The sequence below is a fragment of the Paenibacillus monticola genome, assembly GCF_009664975.1.
Taxonomy (GTDB): domain Bacteria; phylum Bacillota; class Bacilli; order Paenibacillales; family Paenibacillaceae; genus Paenibacillus_AQ; species Paenibacillus_AQ monticola.
In genome coordinates this window covers 434,559-460,258 of the sequence record NZ_WJXB01000003.1, presented here as the reverse complement: position 1 = coordinate 460,258, position 25,700 = coordinate 434,559, and the positions used below count along the sequence as shown (strand labels likewise).

Annotated in this window: 24 protein-coding genes; 20 read left to right on the top strand and 4 right to left on the bottom strand. The window is 46.2% G+C overall.

What is annotated here, in order from left to right; translation table 11 throughout:
* Positions 1 to 97: 97 nt before the first annotated feature.
* The 13 genes from GJB61_RS11290 (at position 98) to GJB61_RS11235 (ending at position 14,685) form a co-directional block, all read left to right on the top strand.
* Positions 98 to 982: a carbohydrate ABC transporter permease gene (locus tag GJB61_RS11290; protein ID WP_154118598.1), complete on the top strand. Its 885-nt coding sequence runs from the start codon at positions 98 to 100 to the stop codon at positions 980 to 982.
* Positions 982 to 1,812 carry a carbohydrate ABC transporter permease gene (locus GJB61_RS11285; RefSeq protein ID WP_154118597.1) on the top strand — a complete coding sequence of 277 codons (831 nt, stop codon included), beginning with the start codon at positions 982 to 984 and terminating at the stop codon, positions 1,810 to 1,812. Before GJB61_RS11290 ends, GJB61_RS11285 begins: the two co-directional genes overlap by 1 nt.
* Positions 1,813 to 1,840: 28 nt before the next feature.
* Complete coding sequence (locus GJB61_RS11280) at positions 1,841 to 3,694, top strand: cache domain-containing sensor histidine kinase (protein ID WP_154118596.1); 1,854 nt, start codon at positions 1,841 to 1,843, stop codon at positions 3,692 to 3,694.
* The gene (locus tag GJB61_RS11275; protein ID WP_154118595.1) at positions 3,672 to 4,466 is read left to right on the top strand and encodes a response regulator transcription factor; all 795 of its coding nucleotides are present in this window, start codon (positions 3,672 to 3,674) and stop codon (positions 4,464 to 4,466) included. Before GJB61_RS11280 ends, GJB61_RS11275 begins: the two co-directional genes overlap by 23 nt.
* 454 nt (positions 4,467 to 4,920) lie before the next feature.
* Positions 4,921 to 7,170, top strand: coding sequence for a stalk domain-containing protein (locus GJB61_RS11270; RefSeq protein ID WP_154118594.1), 2,250 nt, complete (start codon positions 4,921 to 4,923; stop codon positions 7,168 to 7,170).
* Between the two features lie 202 nt (positions 7,171 to 7,372).
* On the top strand, positions 7,373 to 7,834 hold the full coding sequence (locus tag GJB61_RS11265; protein WP_154118593.1) for a Fur family transcriptional regulator: 462 nt from the start codon (positions 7,373 to 7,375) through the stop codon (positions 7,832 to 7,834).
* 2 nt (positions 7,835 to 7,836) lie between these two features.
* Entirely contained in the window at positions 7,837 to 8,100 is a 264-nt protein-coding gene (gene yidD / locus GJB61_RS11260) for a membrane protein insertion efficiency factor YidD (protein ID WP_154118592.1), read from the top strand.
* 123 nt (positions 8,101 to 8,223) lie between these two features.
* Positions 8,224 to 8,385 carry a hypothetical protein gene (locus GJB61_RS32680; protein ID WP_476703952.1) on the top strand — a complete coding sequence of 54 codons (162 nt, stop codon included), beginning with the start codon at positions 8,224 to 8,226 and terminating at the stop codon, positions 8,383 to 8,385.
* 70 nt (positions 8,386 to 8,455) lie between these two features.
* On the top strand, positions 8,456 to 10,498 hold the full coding sequence (gene metG / locus GJB61_RS11255) for a methionine--tRNA ligase (protein ID WP_154118591.1): 2,043 nt from the start codon (positions 8,456 to 8,458) through the stop codon (positions 10,496 to 10,498).
* Between the two features lie 188 nt (positions 10,499 to 10,686).
* Positions 10,687 to 11,619 carry a metal ABC transporter solute-binding protein, Zn/Mn family gene (locus tag GJB61_RS11250; protein WP_154118590.1) on the top strand — a complete coding sequence of 311 codons (933 nt, stop codon included), beginning with the start codon at positions 10,687 to 10,689 and terminating at the stop codon, positions 11,617 to 11,619.
* 34 nt (positions 11,620 to 11,653) lie between these two features.
* Positions 11,654 to 12,403 (top strand): metal ABC transporter ATP-binding protein, encoded by a 750-nt coding sequence (locus GJB61_RS11245; RefSeq protein WP_154118589.1) that lies wholly within the window; start codon positions 11,654 to 11,656, stop codon positions 12,401 to 12,403.
* A 710-nt stretch (positions 12,404 to 13,113) separates the two neighbouring features.
* Entirely contained in the window at positions 13,114 to 13,917 is an 804-nt protein-coding gene (locus tag GJB61_RS11240; protein WP_154118588.1) for a metal ABC transporter permease, read from the top strand.
* Between the two features lie 54 nt (positions 13,918 to 13,971).
* On the top strand, positions 13,972 to 14,685 hold the full coding sequence (locus GJB61_RS11235; RefSeq protein ID WP_154118587.1) for a cytochrome c biogenesis CcdA family protein: 714 nt from the start codon (positions 13,972 to 13,974) through the stop codon (positions 14,683 to 14,685).
* A gap of 18 nt (positions 14,686 to 14,703) precedes the next feature.
* Here GJB61_RS11235 and splB read toward each other — a convergent pair whose 3' ends face one another.
* Positions 14,704 to 15,780, bottom strand: a complete 1,077-nt coding sequence (splB, locus tag GJB61_RS11230; protein WP_154118586.1) for a spore photoproduct lyase — start codon at positions 15,778 to 15,780, stop codon at positions 14,704 to 14,706.
* A gap of 193 nt (positions 15,781 to 15,973) precedes the next feature.
* Between splB and mntR the strand changes: the two genes are divergently transcribed.
* The 3 genes from mntR to GJB61_RS11215 all read left to right on the top strand — a co-directional run bounded on the left by mntR (position 15,974) and on the right by GJB61_RS11215 (position 19,280).
* Complete coding sequence (gene mntR, locus GJB61_RS11225; protein ID WP_154118585.1) at positions 15,974 to 16,399, top strand: transcriptional regulator MntR; 426 nt, start codon at positions 15,974 to 15,976, stop codon at positions 16,397 to 16,399.
* Between the two features lie 236 nt (positions 16,400 to 16,635).
* Positions 16,636 to 18,294 (top strand): family 10 glycosylhydrolase, encoded by a 1,659-nt coding sequence (locus GJB61_RS11220; protein ID WP_154118584.1) that lies wholly within the window; start codon positions 16,636 to 16,638, stop codon positions 18,292 to 18,294.
* Positions 18,295 to 18,353: 59 nt separating this feature from the next.
* Positions 18,354 to 19,280 carry a patatin-like phospholipase family protein gene (locus GJB61_RS11215; RefSeq protein ID WP_154118583.1) on the top strand — a complete coding sequence of 309 codons (927 nt, stop codon included), beginning with the start codon at positions 18,354 to 18,356 and terminating at the stop codon, positions 19,278 to 19,280.
* Positions 19,281 to 19,345: 65 nt separating this feature from the next.
* On the opposite strand, the gene GJB61_RS11210 is transcribed toward GJB61_RS11215, so the two are convergent.
* Together GJB61_RS11210 and GJB61_RS11205 are read right to left on the bottom strand one after the other, a co-directional pair.
* On the bottom strand, positions 19,346 to 19,690 hold the full coding sequence (locus tag GJB61_RS11210) for a hypothetical protein (protein WP_154118582.1): 345 nt from the start codon (positions 19,688 to 19,690) through the stop codon (positions 19,346 to 19,348).
* Positions 19,691 to 19,697: 7 nt separating this feature from the next.
* Positions 19,698 to 20,645 carry a DUF1385 domain-containing protein gene (locus GJB61_RS11205; RefSeq protein ID WP_154118862.1) on the bottom strand — a complete coding sequence of 316 codons (948 nt, stop codon included), beginning with the start codon at positions 20,643 to 20,645 and terminating at the stop codon, positions 19,698 to 19,700.
* A 209-nt stretch (positions 20,646 to 20,854) separates the two neighbouring features.
* Here GJB61_RS11205 and GJB61_RS11200 point away from each other — a divergent pair, with 209 nt between their 5' ends.
* The 4 genes from GJB61_RS11200 (at position 20,855) to GJB61_RS11185 (ending at position 24,595) form a co-directional block, all read left to right on the top strand.
* Positions 20,855 to 21,346 (top strand): YqhR family membrane protein, encoded by a 492-nt coding sequence (locus GJB61_RS11200; RefSeq protein WP_154118581.1) that lies wholly within the window; start codon positions 20,855 to 20,857, stop codon positions 21,344 to 21,346.
* 74 nt (positions 21,347 to 21,420) lie between these two features.
* A complete protein-coding gene (locus GJB61_RS11195) occupies positions 21,421 to 22,491 on the top strand; it encodes a M24 family metallopeptidase (protein ID WP_154118580.1) in 1,071 nt (356 codons plus the stop codon).
* A gap of 39 nt (positions 22,492 to 22,530) precedes the next feature.
* Positions 22,531 to 23,088 carry an elongation factor P gene (gene efp / locus GJB61_RS11190; protein ID WP_087917138.1) on the top strand — a complete coding sequence of 186 codons (558 nt, stop codon included), beginning with the start codon at positions 22,531 to 22,533 and terminating at the stop codon, positions 23,086 to 23,088.
* A 253-nt stretch (positions 23,089 to 23,341) separates the two neighbouring features.
* A complete protein-coding gene (locus GJB61_RS11185; protein WP_154118578.1) occupies positions 23,342 to 24,595 on the top strand; it encodes an aspartate kinase in 1,254 nt (417 codons plus the stop codon).
* Between the two features lie 78 nt (positions 24,596 to 24,673).
* On the opposite strand, the gene GJB61_RS11180 is transcribed toward GJB61_RS11185, so the two are convergent.
* Positions 24,674 to 25,540, bottom strand: a complete 867-nt coding sequence (locus GJB61_RS11180) for a YitT family protein (RefSeq protein WP_154118577.1) — start codon at positions 25,538 to 25,540, stop codon at positions 24,674 to 24,676.
* Positions 25,541 to 25,700 lie beyond the last annotated feature (160 nt).

Genomic DNA, 25,700 nt, shown 5'->3' with positions numbered 1-25,700 from the left:
ATTTCTCGAAGAAACGGGTGCCGTCCATTTAAAGGACGGCGAAGCCGTTTCATCTTGAAATTATCCATCAACAGCGTCACAGCAATTGGAGGTAGTCATGAATAAAGCACTGAGAAATCCCCTAGTGTTCACCCTATTTATTATTCCCGGACTTATCTTGTTCCTAATGTTCTTTATTTATCCGATCTTTAGCTCCATCTATTATAGCTTTACTAGCTGGAACGGCGTTTCGGATACGGTCAAATATACCGGCCTCACTAATTTCAAAAAAGCGTTCGGGGATGAGCGCTTCTGGATTTCGGTCAAAAACAACGGCTGGTTTATTCTTTTCTCCATCTGTATACAGGTTCCTTTGATCGTATTCTTCTCTCTATTAATCGCTAATGTGAAGAAGCTAAAGGGCCTTTATAAAACGGCGGTATTTATGCCTTCTATCATGTCCACAGCGGTGATTGGCATACTTTGGGGCTTTATTTACGAGCCAAACATTGGCCTTTTTAACAAACTACTAGGGCTTGTTGGAATCGAGCCTATTTACTGGCTGTCAGATGAGCGCTTCGCCATGCTGTCCATACTGATCACGAACGCCTGGCAGTGGACCGGATTCTACATTGTAATGGTGCTGGCAGCGATTCTCTCCATCCCTGGTGAACTAGATGAAGCTGCAGCCATTGACGGCGCTACCGGCTTCCAGCGAGCCACACGCATCACTTTGCCGCTAATAGTTCCGATAATCTCCGTTGTGATTATGTTATCAATCGCGGGAGCGATGAAAGCGGCAGATATCGTTATCGTCATGACGAAGGGCGGGCCAGCCGGATCAACTGAGGTTATGGCGACTTATATGATTAAATATGCGATAACAAACTTTAAGTATGGGTACGGAAACTCCATCGCTGTCCTGATCTTTATGTTTACGTTGGTGGTTACAGCCCTTTATCAGCTGCTGGTTGCCCGGCGTACCGAAAGGATTGAATACTGATGCCACGTTTCCTGAAAAAGAGTTTGCCGCATGTCGTACTACTCTCGTATCTACTTGTCGTTCTTTTTCCGTTTCTGTTCGTATTGTTCTCGTCTGTAAAGAAAGATAATAATGCAATAGCATTGAATCCATTCGGCATTCCAAAGAATTTTGAATTCTCCAACTATGTGGAAGCTTGGGTGAATGCCAAGATTAGTACTTACTTTTTTAACAGTTTGTACATTTCTGTCCTGTCATCGGTAGTCGCTATATTGCTGGCATCCATGTTTGCTTTTGCGGTGACGCGAATGCGTCAAGGTAAATGGAATGGGATTCTTTTTACGATGGTACTGATTGGAATGCTTATTCCTAACAATGCGCTGATGCTGCCGATTTACACTATTGTGCGGAAGCTGCACATCTTAAACACGCACTGGGCACTAATCATTCCGTATATTGCCAATGCTATCCCGTTTACGATTATCATTTTGGCGGCCTTTATGCGTTCATTGCCTAGTGAAATAGAAGAAGCGGCAGTCATGGATGGGTTGAAGGCACCAGGTATCTTTGCTAAGATAATTGTACCTCTGACGGTTCCCGCCATGGTTACTGTATTCATAGTTAATTTCCTGGGAAATTGGAATGAATTCTTATTGGCCAATTATTTTCTTTCGAATGACGATCTGCGCACCCTTCCGGTAGGAATGGTCCAATTCCGCGATCAATATCAGATGAATTATGCACAAATGTCAGCGGGTATCGTCTATAGCGTGGTGCCGGTAATTATCATTTATGCTATTTTGCAGGAGAAAATTATTGAAGGTGTGACAGCGGGCGGCGTAAAAGGATAATCTTATTCACAGTCAGGAGCACTAGCCGATGAATTTGCGCTATAAATTATTTACGGCATTTCTGGGCCTGATTATCATCCCTCTGTTTATCCTTGGCATGTTTATGTTCTTTGTGACTTATAATTCAATAGAGAAGAAATATAGCCAGCAATCCGAATACTCGCTGAAAGCGATCAGCTACAGTATATCCAATGTATTTAAAGACATGGATAATGTTACGGATAACGGAATTGCAACCTCGGTATTTCATATGGCTCTCAGCGCAGAGGACCCTTCCAAACAGGATCTGACTGATGCTGAGCAGCTAAGCCTGAACGCCAGCCAGCGTAATTTTCGGAGCTTGTTATATAACCATCCTTCGATCAGCTACGCCTTTTTGTACAACTTTAGTGGAAAGGGCAGCTCAGAAATTGTTTCTATTTTTAATAAGGAGAATTTCCGTACGCTCCCGTATGACAAGTTCAAAGAAAGCAGTCTGTATAAGGAAGTTATGGCGCTGAATGGCGTGCCCAAATGGATTGCTCCGCATGAATATCCGGACTTAACGGGCGTTGAACCTGTATTTACGCAAATTAGGCTTATTAAGGAACTGAGTTTTTTTCAAAATATCGGTATTCTCGTAGTGCAGATCAAAAATTGGGAGTTCGAATCAATCTTTCGTAATTTAAAAATCGGCGATAGCAATCAGGATGTTTCGTTTATGCTCGTCAATGATGATGGTATGATTCTGTTTGATCCGGACAGGAAACTGGACGGACAGGATTTTCGATCATTTACAACAAAAGAAATTATGTTCAAACCGGGATTTCAGAGCTTCAAAACGCAGTTTGCCGGAGAAAAAAGTATTCTTTCCGTCTATCACCTCAAAGGATATCCTTGGAGTCTTGTGTCTACTACCTCATGGAACTCCTTATCGCGGGAGGTTACGGTTTTTGCCCGCTGGTTTGTCTTAGTAATCTTCCTCTGTTTTCTGGCTGCCGTAATCTTTAACTTGTTCTTTATGAACCGTATTACTGGTGGTATAGCGGTTATTGTCCGCTTTATGCGCCGGGTTGAGGATGGTGATCTTACTACACGTGTGGAAGAAAAAGGTAATGATGAGCTAACTCTTCTTGCCAAGGGCTTTAATGATCTGATGGACAAAATCAATGGTCTGTTCAACAGAATTCAGGTGGAGCAGCGGCGTAAGAACCAAGCTGAAATGCGCGTCCTGCAGGCGCAGATTAAACCGCATTTTTTGTTCAATACACTGGAATCTATTAATGTGCTGGCCGTGCAGAATGAAGGGCGTAAGGTTAGTGAAATGGTGTACAGATTAGCCAGTATACTGCGTATCAGTATTCAGGACAGAGACGAAATCACACTGGAAGAAGAAGTGAAGCATCTGCGTAATTATCTCGACATTCAAAAGTTTCGATTCGAGGATTTATTTGATTATGAGATTGATATTCCTGACGCTCTGTTGAGCTGTGGTATTCTGAAGCTTACGCTCCAACCGCTTGTGGAAAACAGTATCCAGCATGGCTTTGAAGGTATTGCCTATAAAGGAAAAGTGAAGGTTAAGGGCTGGGAAGAACAAGGAAACCTGATTCTGCGAATTGAAGATAATGGTATCGGAATGACATCATCTCAACTATCTATATTTCAATATATGGTGAATGATACACTTGAGCAGAAGGATGGCATTGAGCTGGTAAGCCGGATGAATCTTGAACGTCGGGGACTCGGCGTCCGCAGCGTAGCTGACCGCATACGCATTGAATACGGCGATAGGTACGGTATATTTATATGCTCCGCACCGGGTGAGGGGACTATGATCCAATGCGTCATACCTAAATACGAGCAGGGGGAAGACCATTATGCTAAAGGTATTACTGGTTGACGATGAAGCACCGATTCTGAACAACCTGAACAGGGTGCTGCCTTGGGAGGAGATGGGGATGGTTGTTTCTGGAATGGCACGCAGCGGTATGGAGGCTCTTCTTATCGCCGAAGAGCAGCAGCCGGATCTTGTGCTCTGTGATATTCGTATGCCGGTGATGGACGGTTTAACGTTCATCGGCAAGTTGCGGGAGATGGGCCTGGACAGTGAGGTGCTGCTCCTCAGTGGCTATCAGGAATTCGATTACGCGCGGGAAGCCATCCGTTTAGGTGTGAAAGAATATATCTGTAAGCCGATTCACTATGAAGAGCTTGGCGATAAAGTACGTGAGATCGGGGTGCAAATCCGCAGCAGGCAGTTTAAAGATAAGCTGTATAACAGTATTCCTTTATTTCAGGAAATACCGGCACTCGATCATGATTCTGTCAAAAAAACACCGGACCAGCAAATGAGTCTGGCTGCACAATATATTACTGAACGCTTGAATTCAGATATCGGCATTGAAGAAGTGGCGAATAAGATTGGGATCAGTAGCAGCTACTTTTGTCTGTTGTTCAAAAACCATTTTTCCATGACCTTTGTTGAATATGTGACGCTTCAGCGGATTGAAGCCGCCAAGTTTATGCTTGTGAATAGCGATAAGAGTATCACGGTTATTGGTACAGGTATCGGCTATCAGGAGCGGCGGTATTTTACCAAGGTGTTTCAGAAGCAGACGGGAATGTCTCCAAAGGAGTATCGGGAGCAGCATCGCGGGGCTGAAGCACGGTAAGTAAGTCGTATCATCACGGGGATCTGACCCGCCAACTAGCGGTGAAATATGAAGATGAAGGTGAAAGTTGACTCTTCTCCAGTTTGTAAAATGTCACACGATAACTTATCCTTATATTTCTCGAAGAAACGGTTGCCGTCTATAAAAGAATGGCGGAGCCGTTTCTTCTTGATTTCCACTAATGCCGCGTACGAAGTTCACTCCCTCACATAGATCCAACTAACCTTTAAATGTGAATTCTATTTTCATTTTATACTGAGTTAATCTTTTCTTTACATAACTGAAACTTTTTGGTGAATTGTGCGTCTAATACTATGTTTTGTTATAATGAACGTGGCAAAAACACACTGCCGCCCTTTTAAGGGCGGCTGCGTTTTTGCGGGGAATATGAGCAGAGTATAGAGAGATAGGTACTTTGTTATATTTTACAAATGGGAGCAGAAGGAGTCATACAATGAATTTCAAGAAAATTGCCTTAGTTGCGGTTTTGGCCGTTTCGCAGGTCGCCTCGGCAGTACCGGCTTTCGCCGTAGCTGCTAGTACTACAGTAGTACCTAATTCCACAGTTGCACTTGAAGCTACTCCTACGCCAGTTCTGGAGCCGGAGGCTACTGATCCACTGCCTAGTCTGCAACCTACCAGCGTCGTATCACCAACGGCAACACCGTTGCCTGTATCATCATCAATACCCACTGCAACACCAATGCCAACAGTAACACCAATGCCTACAGCTACACCAATACCAACAGTAACACCGATTATTAGTGCAACACCGGAAGCAACTATTCAACCCACACCATTTGCCGGTCAATCACTAAGCACATCAGGCAATAATCAACTTGTACTTTTGATGAACAGCAATAAAATGTATGCGAATGGCATCCTATATTTGGCTAATCAGCCGATGGCAGTTAAGAAAGGCGTATCCTACGTTTCCATCCGTGCTATGGTGGAACGGGTAGGTGTGAAATTCATTTACGACTACAAAACGAAGGAAACGATCGTTACTAGCGGAGATAATATCATGCGCTTTAAGACAGATAGCAAGATTTACACCGTTAATGGCAACAAGGTAACAATGAAAGGTCCAGCTTACCAATATAAGAATACATTTATGATTCCTTTGACGTCGATCACGGCGGCACTGGGTATTCCTTATACAGTCGATAATGTGAAGAAGCAGGTTATTCTTACATTGAACACCAAACCGACTGCATCATTCACTGTTCAGCCTACGGAAATCTATGCAGGTCAAACTACAGTGAATTTCATTACTTCCAGCTCTTCACCGAATGGAACAGCCATTGTCGATGAGCGTTGGGAAGGGAATAAGCAGACTATTTATGATCAACCCGGATTTTACGCAGTGACTTACTCCGTAATGGATGCGAACGGACAATGGAGTAACCCTTACACTGTCACTATTAACGTTATTCAACCTAATCAACCTCCGGTTGCCAACTTCACCACGGACAAGGATGAGTATAAAATGGGCGAGCCGGTAACGATAACCGACCTTAGCTCCGATCCTGAAGGCGATGTGTTGACGACCGAGTGGATGAACCGCTCATTGGCTTTCTTTAATCCGGGCCCGCTTTCGATTCAATTGAAGGTGACCGATACGCATGGCCTAAGCAGTATTTTTGAGAAGACAATTAATATCACGACTGAACAATTGTATACCAGGGAAGAGGTGGAGAAGCTGTTCACTCCTCAGGGTGATGTTCTGACTAGTGACGGCGGCATAATCCCTGCCTTACCTAACTTGACCTATAACCTTTCATCAGAGCCCTATACACTGATCCGCAGCAACAGCCCGGAGACTGTTAATACCGAGGGCGTTCTGTATCGTGAAACTGCATTTGGAGCGACACGCTTTCTGGTTCATCACAAGAATAATATGAGCACAAGACAGAAAGTATATATTATTGCAACAAACAACAACCTGTACCCAACGACGATTACTACGCAATATGTAGGATTTGCAGGTCCTGCCTCATCGCCTGAATACACAGGTAAAATTTCGGTGTTGAAGTATTACAGTTCATTACTTAATGGTGGGAATATTGGCAGCGTAACGCTGCAGCCGGGCGAAAGTGTACCCATTTTGACTGACACCAGCAAGATCGCGATGAAACCGGGAGAAATCATCTCTCTCAGCGCAGATTTGTTCAGTGATTATCCTGTGCAATATAACGTAATCATGGTCGAGCAGACTAAGGACCCTCTGGTTGCACTGCCAACGCTGCCCGTTCTGGACCGTGACGGTATACACAACCGCGGTACCTATCCGGATTCAACACGCATTATTAACGTTACTGATGTAGTGGGAACAACCCAATCCAAGCTTTTGCTTGGTGATAATAAAAGCGATCTAAATCTGATCGGTGTAGATCCTATGAATGGCACCGAAGCCTCCAATTCTGGTAACTTTGGCGTCTTGTACAAGATTAAGCTTGATCGCGTTGCACCTAATACACTGATTACATTTAACCCGCGCGGTGGTAACTACCTTGGGTCTGTAGTCGCGAATGGAACGATTGTGAACCTGCAAAACAAGGGAAGTTTAGCGAACGCGGACATGAGTGCTGTGGTATACCGCACTGGCCAATACGAAACTTCGGTTGAATTGATGTTTACGGTCGCTTCGGGAAGCAACCTGCCCGTAAACTTTGTCTTTACACCACTTCCGGCCTTGAAGTAAGTTACTTCAGGCTTAAGTGAAAATAATAATTCTCGAGCTTATCATAAGAGCCCTGACAAGTGTTCCGTAATGGAATGCCTGTCAGGGTTTTATAATGTTCAATACGTTGTAAAGGTGCTGCGCTTCATTGACGGGGCTTTTGTTTTGGGGCATTATAAAGAGAGTGTTATACAAATGAACTTATGTTATGGGAGATGAGCGTATGCTGTCGACAGAACAAATATTGGAAACCATGTCGGGGCAGGGACTGCGAATCACCGATCAGCGCAAAACGCTTGCCAACTTATTCGGCGAGAATGAGGGATATTTGTCAGCGAAGGATGTTTATGAGCATATGGGCCGTAAATACAGCGGGCTTAGCTTTGATACGGTGTACCGCAACCTGCGTGTAATGGAAGAGCTGGGTGTGCTGGAGCAAGTGGTCTTTGAAGATGGAGTGAAATTCAAAGGGAGCTGCAATCAGGACCATCACCATCACCATATGATCTGTCTTCAATGCCAGAAGACCTACCCGATTAATTTCTGCCCGATGAATTTAACGGATGCTCCTGACCAGTTCCGGGTAGTAAAGCATAAATTTGAGGTGTTCGGTTATTGCAAGGATTGTGAAGAGAACCGGGATGAAGAGACTGTCGCTGTGGCACATAGCAAAGAGGGTCAATAAGAATGACAATCGGACGCAGAACGATTCAGGCTCCAATCCGTGTATATCGCAAGTTTATTTCGCCAATTAAGCCGGCGACCTGCCGTTTCTATCCAACCTGCTCCGCTTATGCGCTGGAGGCGATTGAGGTCCATGGTCCACTTAAGGGCTCGTGGCTTGCTGCAAAGCGGATATCGAGATGTCATCCATTCCATCCTGGAGGGCTTGATCCAGTACCGCCACTGAAAGAGAAGACTCCCAAGGAGAGTAATATTCGTACAACTTGACACGGAGGCCTCTCTTTGGTTATATTTTCAATAATAGTATGAATTCCGAGGAACGGATGAGTAGATCGGAACGTCCATTGCAGAGAGCCGGGAAATTGCTGCAAGCCGGTATGGAAAGTTGGATTGAATATGGTCCGGGAGGAACTGTCTTCGAGCGTCAACCCGCTAAGTACGGTTTACGTAAGAGGACGGCGTGATCCAGCGTTAATGGACAGTTCTCCTAAGCGGGAACTGGCGAAGCCTGTGCTCTGTGAAGAGACAGGAAATTTGGGTGGTATCGCGTGAGTTCAACTCTCGCCCCATTATAGGGGGCGGGAGTTTTTTGTCTTTTTCAGAGAAGAAGGGATGATTACCTATGAGTGAGAAGAAAACATTTTATTTAACAACACCGATTTATTATCCGAGCGACAAGCTGCATATCGGACATGCGTATTCAACTGTGGCAGGAGATGCAATGGCTCGCTATAAACGCCTGCGCGGTTATGAGGTGCGTTACTTGACTGGTACAGATGAGCATGGGCAAAAGATTGAACGCAAGGCAGAAGAAGCCGGGAAGACCCCTCAGCAGTTTGTAGATGATATTGTGGTTGGCATTAAGGATCTGTGGCACAAGCTGGACATCTCCAATGACGACTTTATCCGTACAACAGAAGAGCGTCACAAAAAAGTAGTGCAGGATATCTTTGATCGGTTGCTAAAGCAAGGCGATATTTATAAAGGTGAATATGAAGGCTGGTATTGTATTTCGGATGAAACCTTTTACACAGAAACGCAATTGGTTGATATTGAGCGTGATGCTGAAGGGAACATTACCGGTGGTAAAAGCCCGGACAGTGGTCATCCCGTTGAACTGGTGAAGGAAGCAAGTTATTTCTTCCGGATGAGCAAATATGCTGATCGGCTGCTACAGTATTATGAGGATAATCCAGAGTTTATTTTGCCGGAATCCCGTAAGAACGAAATGATCAACAACTTTATTAAGCCAGGTCTGGAAGATCTTTCGGTCTCTCGAACGACTTTCGATTGGGGAGTTAAGGTCAAGGGTGACGAGAAACATGTCGTCTATGTGTGGATAGATGCGCTGACTAACTATATTACCGCCTTGGGTTACGGTTCCGAGGATCGTAGTTTGTATGATAAATTCTGGCCAGCGGATGTGCATATTGTCGGCAAGGAAATTGTCCGCTTCCACACCATCTATTGGCCGATCATTATGATGGCGCTAGGCGAGCCGCTTCCGAAAAAAGTATTCGCACACGGCTGGCTGCTGATGAAGGAAGGCAAAATGTCCAAATCCAAGGGAAATGTCGTTGATCCAGTAACCTTGATTGACCGTTATGGCTTAGATGCCCTACGATATTACTTACTGCGCGAGGTACCATTTGGTTCGGATGGAACCTTCACCCCTGAGAGCTTTGTGGACCGGATTAACTTTGATCTAGCCAATGATCTGGGTAACCTACTGAACCGCACAGGGGCGATGGTTGAGAAGTATTTCGACGGTGTGCTTCCGGCCTATGAGGGAAATGTAACAGCATTCGATGGTGAACTTGAGGTTATGGCACAAAGTACTTATACCAAAGTAGAAGAAGCGATGGAAAAAATGGAATTCTCCGTGGCGCTGGCTGCTATTGGGGCATTCATTAGCCGCACAAATAAATATATTGATGAGACTCAGCCTTGGATTCTTGCCAAGGACGAGAGTAGAAGTGCTGAGCTGGCTTCGGTCATGAGACATCTTGTGGAAGGACTGCGTACAGCATCTATTCTGCTGCAGCCATTCTTGACAGAAGCACCAGCGAAGATCTGGGAGCAGCTTGGCATTGAGCCTGGTGAACTGACAACCTGGGACAGCGGCAGAACCTTTGGGTTGCTTGCGGCTGGAACAAAGCTTACGAAGGGTAATCCAATCTTTCCGCGTCTGGATGTGGAGCAAGAGGTTGCTTTTATTGCTGAGGCTATGGGTGGAGCTGGTAAAGCAGCCGTTGAAACAGCAGAAACAGCCGCTGAGCCAGCTGCAATTGAAGGCGGCGCTGCTGCTGCGGTGACTTCCGAACCGGAGGAAGAGCATAAAGAAGAAATCGGCATCGATGATTTTGCCAAAGTTGAACTACGGGTAGCACAGGTTATTTCGGCTGAGCCGGTTAAGAAAACGGATAAGCTGATGAAGCTGCAACTGGATCTTGGCTATGAGCAGCGTCAGGTTGTCTCCGGTATTGCCAAGTTCTACACACCGGAAGAGCTAGTAGGGCGCAAAGTGATCTGCATCGTGAACCTGAAGCCAGTGAAGCTGCGCGGTGAACTGTCGCAAGGGATGATTCTCGCAGCCTCCAAGGGTGATCAGCTCACCATTGCCACTGTTCCGGATAATATGCCTAACGGGGCTATTGTGAAGTAAAGCTAAATATATTAGCGTTGAAGAATAGTTGTTTGAGAAGGGGAATGCCTGATAAGCCGGAGAAGCGGCCGGTCGGCGTTCCTTTTTTCAAAGATATAGCGTGATTTCTCCTTCGGGTTGACTTATCGTAACGATTACTATTATAATTTCACTAGTAAAATTTACGATTTAAGGAGTCGATAGTTATTATGGTTTTGAAATTTTCACGCAAGGGTCTGCTAATGCTTGCCTTGATGCTGGTCGTAGTGCTTGCTGGATGCGGTGCAAAGAGCGGTGGCAGTATTGTTGAGGGCAAAGTGAACGTAGTGACCACTTTTTATCCTATATATGAATTCACTCAGGAGATCGGCGGCGCAGATATTCATGTGATCAATCTGCTTCCGGTTGGTGTGGAGCCACATGATTGGACTCCGCGTAGTCAGGACATTATTAACACCTCCAAAGCGCAGCTATTCCTTTATAACGGTGCAGGGCTGGAGGGTTGGGTTCCTAATTTTTTGAAGGGGCTTGAGAGTGGCAGCAAGGTTCAGACGGTTGAAGTGAGTCATGGGGTTGAATATATTATGACCGATGAGGCAACGGATAATAATGACACCCTGCATACCGATCCTCATACTTGGGTTAGCCCGAAGTCGGCGCTGATTATGGCCGCGAATATAAAAGACAGTCTGCAGAGCGTTGATCCCGAACATAAGGCAGGATACGAAGAGCGCTACAATCAGCTTGCTGAGAAATTGCAGGCACTTGACAGCAAATTTCAGACAGAGCTTGCGAAGCAGCCTAATCATGAAATTGTCGTTTCCCATCAGGCCTTTGCTTACCTTGCCCGTGACTATGGCTTGACTCAGCATGCCATAATGGGATTATCACCTGACGCAGAGCCACGCGGACAGGACATGGTTGCGCTGACGGATCTGGTCAAGAAGGAAGGCATCAAATATATCTTTTTCGAAGAGCTTGTCTCGGATAAGATGGCTAAGACGCTGGCGGCTGAAGCGGGCGTATCTACAATGGTGCTCAATCCCGTAGAGGGACTTACCCAGAAACAGGAAAAAAATGGTGACAATTACTTCACGCTGATGGAGAAAAATTTGCAAAATCTGATTCTGGCTTTACAATAAAAAGGAAAGTAATAGTGAAAGGCGGTAGTTAATCATGGAATCGTTATCCTTGGACTGCCATCAGCATATAATTGAAATAGAGGATCTGTCCTTTTCCTATGGGGAGCAAAAGGTAATTTCCGATCTGAACTATACTGTGAAAGAACGGGATTTTCTAGGCATTATCGGTTCAAATGGTGCTGGCAAGACGACACTGTTGAAGATGATCGTTGGTTTGCTGCCAGCGACTAGCGGGGAGATCAAATTATTCGGTCACCCGGTGCGTAAATTCAAGGATTGGGAACGGATCGGTTATGTTCCGCAGAAGAATGCTTTTAATCCGTTATTTCCGGCAACGGTGCGCGAAGTCGTGTTATCCGGCTTGTACAACAACAAGAATCTGATTCGCAGAGTTACGCGGACCCAGCAACGCCAATGCTTGGATGCGCTTGAAGTAATGAAGATACAGGATATCGCCGACAAAAGAGTAGGCCAGCTGTCCGGTGGTCAGCAGCAGCGTGTATTCCTGGCGCGCGCCCTGATCAACCATCCTGATCTGCTGATTCTGGACGAACCTACAGTAGGCATTGATGCAGAGACCCAAGCCGGATTCTTCGAGCTGATTATGCATATGCATGCTCATCATCATATGACCTTCCTGATGGTCTCACATGATATCGATATGATCAAAAATTATTTGGGTCATGAACCAGTACAAAGCAACGGCAAAATAAATTTCTATTCCCGTCACTCTCATGAGGTGCAGGATTGTGTAGTAGATAACTTGCAGCATACGTTTACTTAAGCGCTGCGTTTGATGGAATGCAATCGAGAATAATTAGATGAGATTACTGCCTCTAATTCGAGCAATTATCACCGTTAGGGATATTTAACATGATTTATTGTCGTTAATTCCGTAGATTATAGCTCTAGACAGTAGAAATAGCTAAATTAGCGGCACAATATGCTTCTATATTAAGAAAGTTATCTTTTTGGAGCGAATTAACGGTATTTTTTGCTGCTAAACATCTGAAATGATTATCTGCCACTGTCACTCGTAGTTAGTCATGATAGTTTGCCGGGCGCAGCCCATCTTTTGATCTGTATGGGTCATCCATAGTACAACATAGGATGGCCCTGTCTTTTGATCTTGGTCTTTAGTCTTGGTCTTTAGTCTTGGTCTTTAGTCTTGGTCTTTAGTCTTGGTCTTTAGTCTTGGTCTTTAGTCTTGGTCTTTAGTCTTGGTCTTTAGCCTTAGATCTTGATCTTAGTCCTTGATCTTAGCCCTTCACGAGCTAGACACAGCCCAACGTTAAGCGTGTCCCGTCAGGGACGAAAGCGATCCCCCTCCATAGTTACTTAACACCAGAATCCTGCCCTCCCACGCTAGTTGCACTTAGCGGGAGTCCAGAGGGTGCAACCCTTGGAGCCCTCCCTTGGAAGGGAGGGTTTGGGAGGGATCGAAAAAGGTTCGTAAAAGGTTCGAAAGCAGTTAGTAATCGAAGGAGAATTAATTTGGAAATCCTATTTAGTGATTTTTTTCAGCGGGCGCTTGCCGGCGGACTGTTGATTGGTATTACGGCGCCGCTTATAGGCGTTTTTCTCGTGCTTAGACGGCTGTCCATGATTGGGGATACGCTGGCGCATGTAACAATAGCCGGTGTGGCGCTTGGTTTTTTGACTGGCTTTTATCCACTTGGAGCGGGTCTGATATTTGCGGTAGCGGCATCCTTTGGGATTGAGAAGCTTCGCAAGGCTTACAAAAGCTACGCCGAGCTATCGATCGCGATCATCATGTCGGGTGGAGTAGCGTTGGCCTCCCTCTTTTTTACCTTGGGGAAGGGGTATAATGCAGATGTCATGAGCTATCTGTTCGGTAGTATTTATACACTCGACAATACCGACCTCATCGTAGTGGGAATCGTAACTATAACTGTGGTTGTAGTAGTGACGTTATTTTTTAAGGAATTTTTTCTGCTTAGCTTTGAGGAGGATGCTGCCAGTGTCAGTGGGTTGCCTGTAAAGGTGCTCAATATGCTGATTACGGTTCTGACAGCACTGGTTATCAGCACCGCAATCAAGATAGTAGGTTCTTTGCTCGTGTCAGCCCTGCTTACCGTTCCGGTAGCCATCAGCCTTTTGTTGGCCCGCAGCTTTAAATCAACCGTAGTTTTGTCTGTGATCATAGCAGAAATTGCTGTTGTAGGTGGCCTCGTTGTGGCTGGAATCTGGAATTTGGCTCCAGGGGCGACGATCGTCCTGCTGCTGATTGCCCTTCTGATATTGACCTTGGTCGGTAAAAAAGGATTGCCCGCCTAAAAGGATGTAGACTTGAACGAAGTGACTTGAACCCTAAGAAGGAGAGCTGCCACTTTGTCTAACATTAATGTTGGAATAGCGTTTGCTGCCGGGTTGGCGTCATTTATTTCTCCCTGCTGTCTGCCGCTTTATCCCTCTTATCTGTCTTATATCACCGGTCTATCCGTGCAGCAATTAAAGTCAGGCAGCAATACAAAAGAGGTCCGCTTTAAGACCCTTACACATACGTTGGCATTTATATTGGGATTCTCCGTAGTCTTTTATACGCTCGGATTCGGGGCCGGGCTCTTTGGGCAATTTTTTAATGGGCAACGTGAATTGATCCGCCAGCTATCAGCTATTCTTATTATCGCAATGGGACTGTTTCTGTTGGGCGTATTTCAGCCACATTTCCTGCTGCGTGAACGTAAGCTAGATTTAAAATGGAAGCCTGCAGGCTATGTTGGATCTTTTATATTTGGGATTGGCTTCTCGGCTGGCTGGTCACCCTGTATTGGACCGATTCTGACAGCAATTATCGCCCTTTCGGCAAGTGAACCAGGGACATGGTTTGCTCTGATTACGGCTTACAGCGTTGGGTTTGCACTGCCTTTTTTTGTCTTGGCCTTCTTCCTTGGTGGGGCACGACGTATCCTTAAATACTCCAACCTGCTGATGAAGCTCGGCGGTGGGCTTATGATATTGATGGGATTCCTGTTATTTACGGATCAAATGTTCCGGATTACAGTCTGGTTGCAGGGCATTACCCCGGAATGGCTGAAATTCTGATTGACAGTAGAACTGCTTTTAGGTAAAATAGTCAATTCCTGCTTCTGGGAAATGTTCGAAAATCCGCTCTGTAATATACTCGCGCAGGGCGGTTTGCTGTTCGTCTGGATATACATATTTATTTTGCCCCCAGCGGCCCCATTTCTTTTTGCGCTTCTCAATATCCATCTCCAGCTTGGATTTAGGGTAGCGCTTCTCGATCAGAGTTTTGGCCGTTTTGGTGAAGCGATGCTGGATAAGCTCGAAAGTCAGGCCTTTACCTATCTCTGGCGGCAGTGTTCGTGCTAATTGAGCTAGCAGCTCTCCGTAGCCTTCCTCCCAGCCGTCATACCAGATGATGGGGGCAATGATGAAGCCAAGTGGATAGCCAGCGCGAGCGACCTTCCCTGCAGCCTCAATTCGTTCCTCGAACCGGGAGGTGGCGGGCTCGAAATTTCGAATGACATAATCGGCGTTTATGCTGAAGCGTATTCTAGTATGACCCTTGTGTTGTAAAGTAAGCAGAGGCTCAACATGCTGGTATTTGGTCACGAAGCGAAGCCGGCCCAGCGGTTCTTCAGCCATAAAGTTGATTAGCTCCTCCAGTGATCCAGTGATATGCTCCAGTCCGAGTGGGTCAGAAGTACAAGCTGCTTCAAAAGTCGTGATTTCCGGTGCCCGTTCTTCGATATAGCGCTTAGCTGCGTCGATTACGTCTCCTGTGTTCACATATACACGGATGTAAGGCTTTGCGCCCAAGGTGGTCTGCAGATAGCAATAATGGCAATGGCCCATGCAGCCGGTGGCGATAGGGATCGCGTAATCGGCGGATGGCTTGGATTGGTCAAAAGTTAATGTCTTGCGCAGGCCGACAACTAGCGTTCTTTTGGCAATCTTGTATTGCTCCGATTCCGTTTCGCCTGGTAAATTGGTGATGCGGTTATGTGACGTTGTCATTCGATAGGGAATGTTTTGAGCTTTCACCCACTCCATAATTCGTTCGCCTTTAGGGTAATTCAGGGCGTCGGGTTCGAAGAACACAAGCTCGGGAATGAAAAGACCCGTTGCCTTTCTTGGTTTCTTGAGGGTAGGCTGTACGGGCGTTACAACAGACATGAGATCACACTCCTTAGGAATGAGGATAATGATATTGTGCCATTACTTAGCCGCATGAAACCTTGGTAATCCTATACAGGAGATGAGGGGTTTGCTCCCCGGGACTTGCCAAGGGGCGGCAGAAACATGTATCATTGTTAGAGCAAGGTTTGGCTAAGGCGCCATGCTCATTATAGAAAAGAGGTAAAATTTGATGCCAACACCCAGCATGGAGGATTATTTGGAGCGCATATACAAGCTCATAGATGAGAAGGGTTATGCGCGGGTCTCGGATATTGCCGAGGGATTGGAAGTCCACCCCTCTTCTGTGACCAAGATGATCCAAAAACTGGATAAGGACGAATATCTCATCTATGAGAAATATCGTGGGCTTGTCCTAACCAATAAAGGGAAAAAAGTAGGGAAACGGCTCGTGGATCGTCATCAGCTGTTGGAGGAATTTCTGGGTCTGATCGGAGTTCAGCCCGAGCATATCTATCAGGATGTGGAAGGAATAGAGCATCATTTGAGTTGGGATTCCATTACACGAATCGAAACATTGGTGGAATATTTCCGCAGAGATGAAACACGTCTACAGTCGTTATATGATATTCACCTTGAGTTGGTTAGCGATTCATAAACAGGTATAATAGTTGCTATTTCTGTTAAAACCGCAACCTTTTTCCTTTATTTACGTCAAAACGGATACCGTTCTTTTTTTGGAATCTTAAAAGAAAGCAGCTTCAAGCTTACTTTTAAGTATTTCTGATGAGAAACAGTTACCGTCCATATAAGGTCGGCATCAGCCGTTTCTTGTATGGATGGTAACTGTTTTTTATTTTTAAACACCAATTCTTACTACCTGGAGGAGAAAAGATGAACTATCGTAAATGGATGTTAGGCTTGCTGGTGATCTTGTTGTGCTTGCCGATGTGGTCTTCCGGTGCACGTGCAGCAACGCTACAGATCACGATCGAACTGGATGGAGAGACACTGGTCAGTGATGTGCCTCCCTATATCACAACTTCCAATGTAACGATGGTGCCAATCAGTGTAATTAGTAAGGGATTGAGTGCCGGTGTAGACTGGAATCAGAGCACAAAGGCCGTCACGATTACTAAAGGGGATACAGTCCTCAAGCTGACCAGCGGCCAGCAATTTGCGTTTGTGAATGAGACATCAGTTGCCCTTGAGACTTCGGTGCAAATCAAGCAGGGTCGGGTGATGGTGCCGCTTCGTTTTGTAAGTGAGCAATTGGGACTACAGGTCATTTGGAATCAGGCTGCCAAACACATAGCCTTGTATTCTAATGTTGAGCCGCCACAGGCGGCAGATCCGCAGACGCCTACCTTGCCCGTTACGCCAACGGTTCCGACTCCTAGTGCGCCATCGATACCGTCTGTACCAGGTACGAAGACTGGTAAAGCCATGAAGGGCGCCTGGATCTCCACAGTGTTCAATTTGGATTGGCCTTCTGTCTCTTCAGCAAGCAAGGCCGATAAGCAAAAGCAGGAGTTCGATAGCTTGCTGGACAAGCTGAAGGCAGTCGGCTTTAATGCCGTTTTTGTTCAGGTAAGACCCTCAGCGGACAGCCTGTATCCTTCGACACTGGTACCTTGGTCCAAAGTGTTGACAGGAACTCAGGACAAGGATCCTGGCTATGATCCGCTGGAATATATGGTAAGTGCAGCACATGCCCGCGGTTTGGAATTTCATGCCTGGTTCAATCCCTTCCGTGCGACTACGGATTCCTCTGCTGCGACTTTAGCTTCGCTCGCGAGCAATCATATTGTTAAAACACATCCGGATTGGATAGTTACTTCAGGAGGCAAAAAGTACATAAATCCGGGGATTCCACAGGCGCGCCAGAGCATTATCGACACTGTGATGGAGGTCGTTAATGGCTATGATATTGATGGTGTGCATTTAGATGATTACTTCTATCCTTCAGACAGTTCCTTTGCGGATGACGTTGCCTATCAGACCTACAACTCAAAAGCGATATCCTCCAAGGAGAATTGGCGCCGCGATAATATTAATGAATTTGTTCACGAGCTGGGCACGGAAATTCATGCAGCCAAACCTTCCGTTTCTTATGGCATCAGTCCCTTTGGTGTATGGCGGAATAAAAAGACAGACAGCACTGGCTCCGATACAACGGCGGGGGTATCTGCTTACGACAATATGTATGCGGATGTGCGGACATGGATTAAAGAAGGTTGGATCGACTATGTCGCCCCACAAATCTATTGGAGTCTTTCCTTTAGTGCGGCACGCTACGACAAGCTGGTGGATTGGTGGGTCCAAGAGGTAGCGGATACTAACGTGGAGTTATACATCGGTCAAGCGGCTTATAAAGTCGGAGCGAGTGATCAGAGCGCCGAATGGCAAAGCGGCCAGCAGATCATTAACCAGCTGAAATATAATGAGAAATACGATGAGGTTGGCGGAAGCATTATGTTTAGAGCCAATGATATTGTGGTCCGGAATCCCTTTGGACTTGCCAGTCTGTTAACCTTTTATAATAAGTCATGAAATATCCCCCGTGCTCATAGATAAGCAATAGAATCTATGGGAACGGGGGATGTGTGTTTATGGAGATTAACGCGGTGTTTGAAGGTGGAGGTGTGAAGGGAATATCGCTCGCAGGAGCCGTAGAAGCAACAGAAAGGGCGGGTCGTACTTTTAAAAGAGTAGCAGGAACCTCCTCGGGCTCCATCATAGCCTCTTTGCTGGCTGCAGGTTATGACGGCAAGGAGATGAGCCGGATCATTCGAGGCACGTCCTTTACTGCATTTCTGAAAAGGGCACCGGTCTACAACACTCCCATTGTTGGTCCTGCACTACGAGTAATCACGAAGAAAGGGCTATATTCTGGTGAAGCACTGGAGTCGTGGATACATGGCATTTTGCAGAAAAAAGGGATTGTAACCTTCAGCGACCTGCCCCGTGGCAAGCTATCCATTATTGCCTCCGATATTACGAACGGTCGGATTCTAGTCCTGCCGGAAGGGCTGGAGGAGTATGGAATATCTCCCGACCATTTTGAGGTAGCTAAGGCTGTGCGCATAAGCTGCAGCATTCCCTACTTTTTCGACCCGGTCATGCTGCGACTGAGTGGGCAGGCGGCTAAGGGGAAATCCTTTATGGAGCAATTTGTATATCTTGTGGACGGCGGACTATTAAGCAATTTCCCGCTCTGGTTGTTCGATGAGAAGAAAGAGGGAGCTAAAAGTCCTGCTGGAATCCCCACTGTGGGCTATCAGATGATCGGTAAGGCTGCCCCGCAGCCCCATAAGATTACAGGTCCATTCAGTATGCTGGAGGCCATGGTGGAGACTATGCTGTCGGCTCACGACGAACGTTACATTGAACAAGAGAAATTTGTGCGCAGCGTCAAGATTTCTACGCTGGGAATCGCCACAACCGAATTCAATATCACACCTGCTCAAAGTGATGCGCTATATGCTGCGGGAGTGAAGGCTGGAGAGGATTTTTTCCGGGAATGGCGGCCGCGCTAATATAATCTTTTACGAAAAAAAAGGCATCTCTCACGTCTGAACAACGTGAGGATGCCTTTTAAGCTTTAGTGATATTTCGGTAAATTCTCATCGTTCTTCCCTTTACTGCCTTCGATCACCTGGAAAGGATAGCTTTTACGTTTGCCAGAGGTACCCTGGCCCTTACGTTTGCCGGCCACCTTAGCCATAGTCTTCTGTGAAGGCTTGACTTGTGTCTTCGATCCGCTGCTGCTAGTGCTGCGTGCAGATCGTGCCGGAGCTATTTTGTAGGCATAAAAAACAACCGCAAGCAGCAGCAAGGGGAATAATAAATTCCTTAGCGAACCAATGCCTTGATCCAAGAGCCCTGTTAAAAAACCCACTATTGCGAGTGCCACTGCACTCCAGAATATTAAAGCATGTCTGATCAAAAGGGCCTCATCCTTTCGCAGGATCCAATATGACGCCTGACACACTTGCCTCCGTATAACCTCTAGCTTCAATCTCAGCATCAAGCTCACGCATACGATTGAAGGAAGCGATGGATACTTCCAACTGTTCCTCATTGGGTTCTTTGGTTGTGAGCAACTGTAGCCACAATCCAGGATAGCCCAGATACTTCAGACCCGGAATACCCTTCACAGCATTAGTTCCTTTTAAGACCTCAAAGGATATACCAATGACAACCGGAATCAGAACAATTCGTTGCAATACCCGCTCCATAAGATTATCCCAAGGAATTACCGAGTAAATAATAACGCCCAGTATAATGGTCAGCATCATAAAGCTGCTTCCGCATCGGTAATGCAAACGGCTGTACTTCTGTACTTTGCTTGGGATCAGTTCTTCACCAGCCTCAAAGGCGCTGATAACCTTATGCTCGGCTCCGTGATACTGAAACAACCGTTTGATAACAGGGGTCTGGGAGATACCCCATAAATAAACTAACAGCAGCAACAGTTTAATACCACCCTCTACGAGGTTGTGCAGAATATAGTTATCAAAAACATTCTTGAATAAAAAATCTTCAACGAATACCGGCACAAGCGTGAAAATGACCTTTCCGATCAGAAAAGAGAGAATCCCCATGACGGCTACGCCAAAAATCATTCCAAGACTCCAGCCCTCATCTTTTTTCTTCTGCTTCTCAATCTGCTTGGCTCGATCCTCTGGCTCCACTTCATCATCGGCATAGGCTTCCGCTGAATAATTCAGGTGCTTGGAGCCTTTGGCGCTGGAATCTATAATACTGACAATGCCGCGAAGCAGTGGAATCTTGCGCAGTTTAATGACCCAGCTCTTATCGCTCTTCGGCACCTCCAAAAATGTGATTTCCTGATTCTTCCGCCGTACGGCTGTTACGTTAATGTGCTTGCCGCCGAACATAACGCCTTCGATAACGGCTTGGCCGCCGTAACTTGGAGTTTCTTGGGACAACCCATTCACCTTCCTGTAATTAAAATGGTTTATATATAATTCATTGTAACTAATTTTTGACTGTATTACTAGTTGGATTGGCTTTTGCTGTACATACTAGTTGTTAGAGAGATCAAGAGGCCATTCGTGGTAACTATAAATGAAAGTGAGGTTGCCCTATGAGTAAGTCACATCAACAGAAATCCGATCCTACCAACCCCTGGATATTTGCTTTGGAGTTAGGTTATTTTGCAGGTCTAATATGGGGAGGGGCCCGCTGGCTCATGTATACCTTACATTTTACCAAGGTCATCCCCGGTTTTTTGGCAGAGCCCTTTTTTAAGCATGATTTCTTGATGACTCCAGCAGGGCATCTGCTTGGATATTTATTTTTTATCGGATTCTCAGTAGTGGTATCCTTACTGTATGTGCTTATCCTGCGCAAACTGAAGGGGCCTTGGCCTGGAATGATATATGGGGTTCTCTGGTGGTCGGTTTTATTTCTGGCAGGATCGCAATACTTCCTGATGCAGCGGCCATTCCGGCTGCCTTGGAACTCTATTATCAGTGAATTTTGTGTCTTTTTGCTCTGGGGACTGTTCATTGGCTACACGGCAGCCATTGAATACACAGATGAACGAAAGCGTGAGCAAATGACAAGACTTGCCTGACGCCCCGAAAAAACTTCTCAAGGGCATATCCCTATGTTAAAATACAATGTGGCTATTTCGAGAGGAGAATGAAAATGGGCAACAAGCGTATCTCCAAGCTACGTAAGGTTTTGCAGGATCATGGATTGGAAGCGATGTTAATAACCAGCGGCATTAACCGCCGCTATTTAAGTGGCTTCACCGGCTCGTCCGGTTATGTGCTGGTCACCGGTGATGACTGTTATCTGCTGACTGACTTCAGGTATATGACACAGGCTGCTGAACAAGCAGCGGGAGTAAAGGTTGTAGAGCACGGTCCGAAGTTCATCGATACCATTCGCGAACTGCTGCCTGCGGGCGAAAATGTACGGATTGGCTTTGAACAGGAGGATGTAACTTTCAGCGCTTATACCGCTTATGCGGAAGCCTTGAAGGAGGCAGTATTGATTCCAGTCTCCAAAGCTGTAGAGAATCTGCGCACATTCAAGGATCAAGAGGAGCTTGCCGTTATGGGGCGGGCAGCAGATCTGGCAGATGCTACCTTCAGTCATATTCTGAATGTAATCAAACCAGGTATGACCGAGCGCGATGTGGATCTGGAAATGGAATTCTACATGCGCACTCATGGTGCAACTTCTTCCTCGTTCGATACCATTGTGGCTTCTGGTGAACGTTCAGCAATGCCGCATGGCGTAGCAAGCAGCCGTGTAATTAAAGGTAATGAATTCGTAACCTTCGATTTCGGTGCATTATTGGACGGGTACTGCTCGGACGTGACCCGGACCATAGCCTTGGGATCTCCTGATCCCAAGCTGAAAGAGATCTACGATATTGTGCTGGAAGCTCAACTGCATGCCCTGGCACATATCAAACCAGGTATGACGGGCCGGGAATGCGACGCCTTGGCGCGTGACATTATTGTCCGCTACGGGTACGGAGAGTATTTCGGACACAGTACGGGTCATGGCCTGGGCATGGAAGTGCATGAATGGCCGCGATTGTCCAAGCTTAGCGATGAAGTGATGGAGCCGGGTATGGTCGTGACTGTTGAACCGGGTATTTATTTGCCGGGTATTGGTGGCGTCCGCATCGAAGACGACATTGTGATCACTGAAAGCGGGATTTCCCTGCTGACACATTCATCCAAAGACTACACGGTACTGTAAACCCGCTTTTTTATTATTGATATTATGGAGGGATTCTTAGTGATTTCAGTTAACGATTTCAAAACAGGATTAACCGTTGAGGTAGACGGAGATATTTACACTGTTATCGATTTCCAGCACGTTAAACCAGGTAAAGGTGCGGCATTTGTGCGCTCCAAGCTTAAAAACCTGCGTAACGGCAACACCGTAGAAAAAACCTTCCGTGCAGGCGAAACCATTGGCCGGGCAATTATTGAGAACCGTGCCGTGCAGTACCTGTATGCAAGTGGTCAAGATCATGTCTTCATGGACAACGAGACCTATGACCAGTTCACACTGGATGCTAAACAGCTGGAATGGGAACTTAACTTCATCAGAGAAAACATGACTGTTAACATCGTCAGCTACAAAGGCGAAATTCTTGGCATTAACCTTCCTACCAGCGTTGAGTTGAAGGTTGTGGAAACGGAGCCAGGAATTAAAGGGAATACAGCTCAAGGCGCGACTAAATTCGCCAAAGTGGAAACGGGCCTGAACGTTCAGGTTCCTCTTTTCATTAACGAAGATGATGTTCTGCTTATCGACACCCGTGAAGGTAAATACATCTCCCGTGCGTAGATAACCGTTTCTTTTTGAAAGATAAGAATTTATATGTTTCACATGTTAAATTATCCGTTTCTTCTTGAATAATTCTCAGTGAACCTGCCTCCCCGCTTTTTGCGGTGGAGGTTTTTGCTGTTTTACGAGAACAATCTTTGATTTTTTTTGTGAAACCATTAACGCAATTCACTAATTTCGTATTATACTGGTTTAAAGCGTGAAACCAAAAGGTATGCTACTACATAGACCGAAATAGGGAGTGAATTGGACTTTGTCACTTTATGTTATGAAATTCGGAGGCAGCTCCGTCGGCGACACTGAACGCATGAAACGAGTCGCCAAGCGCATCGCAGACAAGCAGGACGAGGGGCATCACTGCGTTGTGGTTGTATCCGCCATGGGCGATACAACAGATGAATTGATCGATCAGGCGAAGCAACTGAACGGGCAGCCGCCCGCACGTGAAATGGATATGCTGATGACGACGGGAGAACAAATCTCTGTAGCGCTGTTGTCCATCGCTCTTCACGGGATCGGACGGGATGCTGTTTCTTATACAGGCTGGCAGGCCGGATTCCGTACGGATGATACACACGGACGTGCCCGTATTAATGAAATTGTACCGCGGCGCGTACTGGAATCACTGGAAAAGAATCGAATTGTTATTGTAGCTGGTTTTCAGGGAATGACGCTCGATGGGGAGATTACAACTCTTGGACGTGGAGGCTCGGATACGACAGCGGTAGCGCTGGCTGCAGCGATCAAAGCTGATGTATGTGAGATCTATACGGATGTAGACGGCATTTATTCCACAGACCCGCGCATCGTGAAAAGTGCGCGTAAGCTGAAGGAAATCTCTTATGACGAAATGCTGGAGCTGGCCAATCTGGGCGCAGCAGTCTTGCATCCGCGTGCCGTGGAATACGCCAAACGTCATCAAGTAAAGCTGGTCGTCAGATCAAGCTTCAACACTAATGAAGGTACCGTTGTGAAGGAGGAAGCGAGCATGGAGCAGGGAGTTGTAGTCAGCGGAATTGCATATGACAAGAATGTAGCACGTATTAGTATTTTGGGAGTGCCCGATATGCCAGGCGTGCTGGCGCAAGTCTTCGGCAAGCTGGCGGAAGAGGGCGTTGACGTAGATATTATCGTACAGAGCGGTGTGCAGAATAAGAAGGCTGACTTCTCCTTCACCGTCTCTTTGGATGATATGGAGCGGGCTAAAGAAGTGATCGAGCAAATGCATGCAACTTTGCCTTATAGTGAAGTTACCTCTGAGGATAACCTCGTGAAGGTATCTATCGTGGGTGCAGGCATGGTCAGCCACCCTGGCGTTGCCGCTCAAATGTTCGAAGTCATCTCCAAGCAGGGCGTTAGTATCAAGATGGTCAGCACCTCCGAGATCAAGGTATCCTGCGTGATTGAATCCGGTAATCTGCAACATATCATTCAGGCGCTTCACACCGCTTACAACTTAGATACAACTGAGCAGGCCTTCGTTGGTGGTCCACAGGATCGCCGTTAAACACTGCAACTGAAATGAAACAGGGATGTCCTGAAGCCTTTATTGGCTTTGGGACATCCCTGTTTTTGTGTGTTTTTGCTAAACCATTCTCCGAAATCTACCTACGATCTCCACCGTCTGCAGCACGTTCACAAATGATTTGGGATCTGTCTCCAGAATGGTCTTTCGCAGGGTTGCCAGCTCATAGCGGGTTGTAACAGTCATCAACATCGCATTGCCTTCGTGACTATAGCCACCCTCAGTATTGACGACTGTGACGCCGTGTGGCAGGCGTGTGAGGGACTCCAGCATTTTATCCCGCTCCTTCGTAACAATGAAGCAGGTCAATTTCACGTGGCGGATATGGATCATATCCACCACTCTGCTCTTGACGAAAATACAGAGCATGGCGTACAGTGCAGAGTCCCAGCTTTTGAAGAATCCAAGACTTAGAATAACGAGCCCGTCCATTACAAAGAGTACGCTCCCCATCGGGATATCATGCTTACGGGTAATAATAGAGCCTAATATGTCAAATCCACCGGATGAACCTCCAGCACGCAGTGAGAAACCCACTCCGCCTGCAATGATTACCCCGCCGAATATACTCGCCAGAATGGGGTCCTTGGTCAACTGCACCACAGGAATAATGTTCAGAAACCAGGTCGTGGCTAGAACGGATAGCATGCTTAAACAAATATATTTCTTGCCTACAACGATAAAGCCCCAGATAAGAATAGGAAGGTTAATAGCAAAATAAATAAGCGAGATAAACTTTGGATTCGTTAAATAACCGGCTACGGAAGCCACCCCGGCTACCCCGCCACTTAAAAGCTGGTGAGGAATGAGAAATAACCGAAGCCCGCTTGCTACCAGAAAGGCCGAGAAAATGATAATGACAATTTCCCGAACTTGTTTGGCCACAGTCCCAGTAACGAGCGGTACTCCGTAATTACGAACGTGCATAACAAAAATCCCCTTTTTTCTTGTGTTTTTACAACTAACTCTGTTCAAAAGATTAGGAAGTATAAGTTTAACCTATCTGAGGTCCTTATATTTGCCTTTCTGCTTTTTAAGCACATGCAAAGTTTATTTTATCATACTGATGATATTTTTTTATTGCTGG

Coding starts and splice junctions, on each gene's coding strand:
- GJB61_RS11290 (WP_154118598.1), top strand. CDS start 98: ATGAATAAAGCACTGAGAAATCCCCTAGTGTTCACCCTATTTATTATT.
- GJB61_RS11285 (WP_154118597.1), top strand. CDS start 982: ATGCCACGTTTCCTGAAAAAGAGTTTGCCGCATGTCGTACTACTCTCG.
- GJB61_RS11280 (WP_154118596.1), top strand. CDS start 1,841: ATGAATTTGCGCTATAAATTATTTACGGCATTTCTGGGCCTGATTATC.
- GJB61_RS11275 (WP_154118595.1), top strand. CDS start 3,672: ATGCTAAAGGTATTACTGGTTGACGATGAAGCACCGATTCTGAACAAC.
- GJB61_RS11270 (WP_154118594.1), top strand. CDS start 4,921: ATGAATTTCAAGAAAATTGCCTTAGTTGCGGTTTTGGCCGTTTCGCAG.
- GJB61_RS11265 (WP_154118593.1), top strand. CDS start 7,373: ATGCTGTCGACAGAACAAATATTGGAAACCATGTCGGGGCAGGGACTG.
- yidD (WP_154118592.1), top strand. CDS start 7,837: ATGACAATCGGACGCAGAACGATTCAGGCTCCAATCCGTGTATATCGC.
- metG (WP_154118591.1), top strand. CDS start 8,456: ATGAGTGAGAAGAAAACATTTTATTTAACAACACCGATTTATTATCCG.
- GJB61_RS11250 (WP_154118590.1), top strand. CDS start 10,687: ATGGTTTTGAAATTTTCACGCAAGGGTCTGCTAATGCTTGCCTTGATG.
- GJB61_RS11245 (WP_154118589.1), top strand. CDS start 11,654: ATGGAATCGTTATCCTTGGACTGCCATCAGCATATAATTGAAATAGAG.
- splB (WP_154118586.1), bottom strand. CDS start 15,780: ATGTCTGTTGTAACGCCCGTACAGCCTACCCTCAAGAAACCAAGAAAG.
- mntR (WP_154118585.1), top strand. CDS start 15,974: ATGCCAACACCCAGCATGGAGGATTATTTGGAGCGCATATACAAGCTC.
- GJB61_RS11220 (WP_154118584.1), top strand. CDS start 16,636: ATGAACTATCGTAAATGGATGTTAGGCTTGCTGGTGATCTTGTTGTGC.
- GJB61_RS11215 (WP_154118583.1), top strand. CDS start 18,354: ATGGAGATTAACGCGGTGTTTGAAGGTGGAGGTGTGAAGGGAATATCG.
- GJB61_RS11205 (WP_154118862.1), bottom strand. CDS start 20,645: ATGTTCGGCGGCAAGCACATTAACGTAACAGCCGTACGGCGGAAGAAT.
- GJB61_RS11200 (WP_154118581.1), top strand. CDS start 20,855: ATGAGTAAGTCACATCAACAGAAATCCGATCCTACCAACCCCTGGATA.
- GJB61_RS11195 (WP_154118580.1), top strand. CDS start 21,421: ATGGGCAACAAGCGTATCTCCAAGCTACGTAAGGTTTTGCAGGATCAT.
- GJB61_RS11180 (WP_154118577.1), bottom strand. CDS start 25,540: ATGCACGTTCGTAATTACGGAGTACCGCTCGTTACTGGGACTGTGGCC.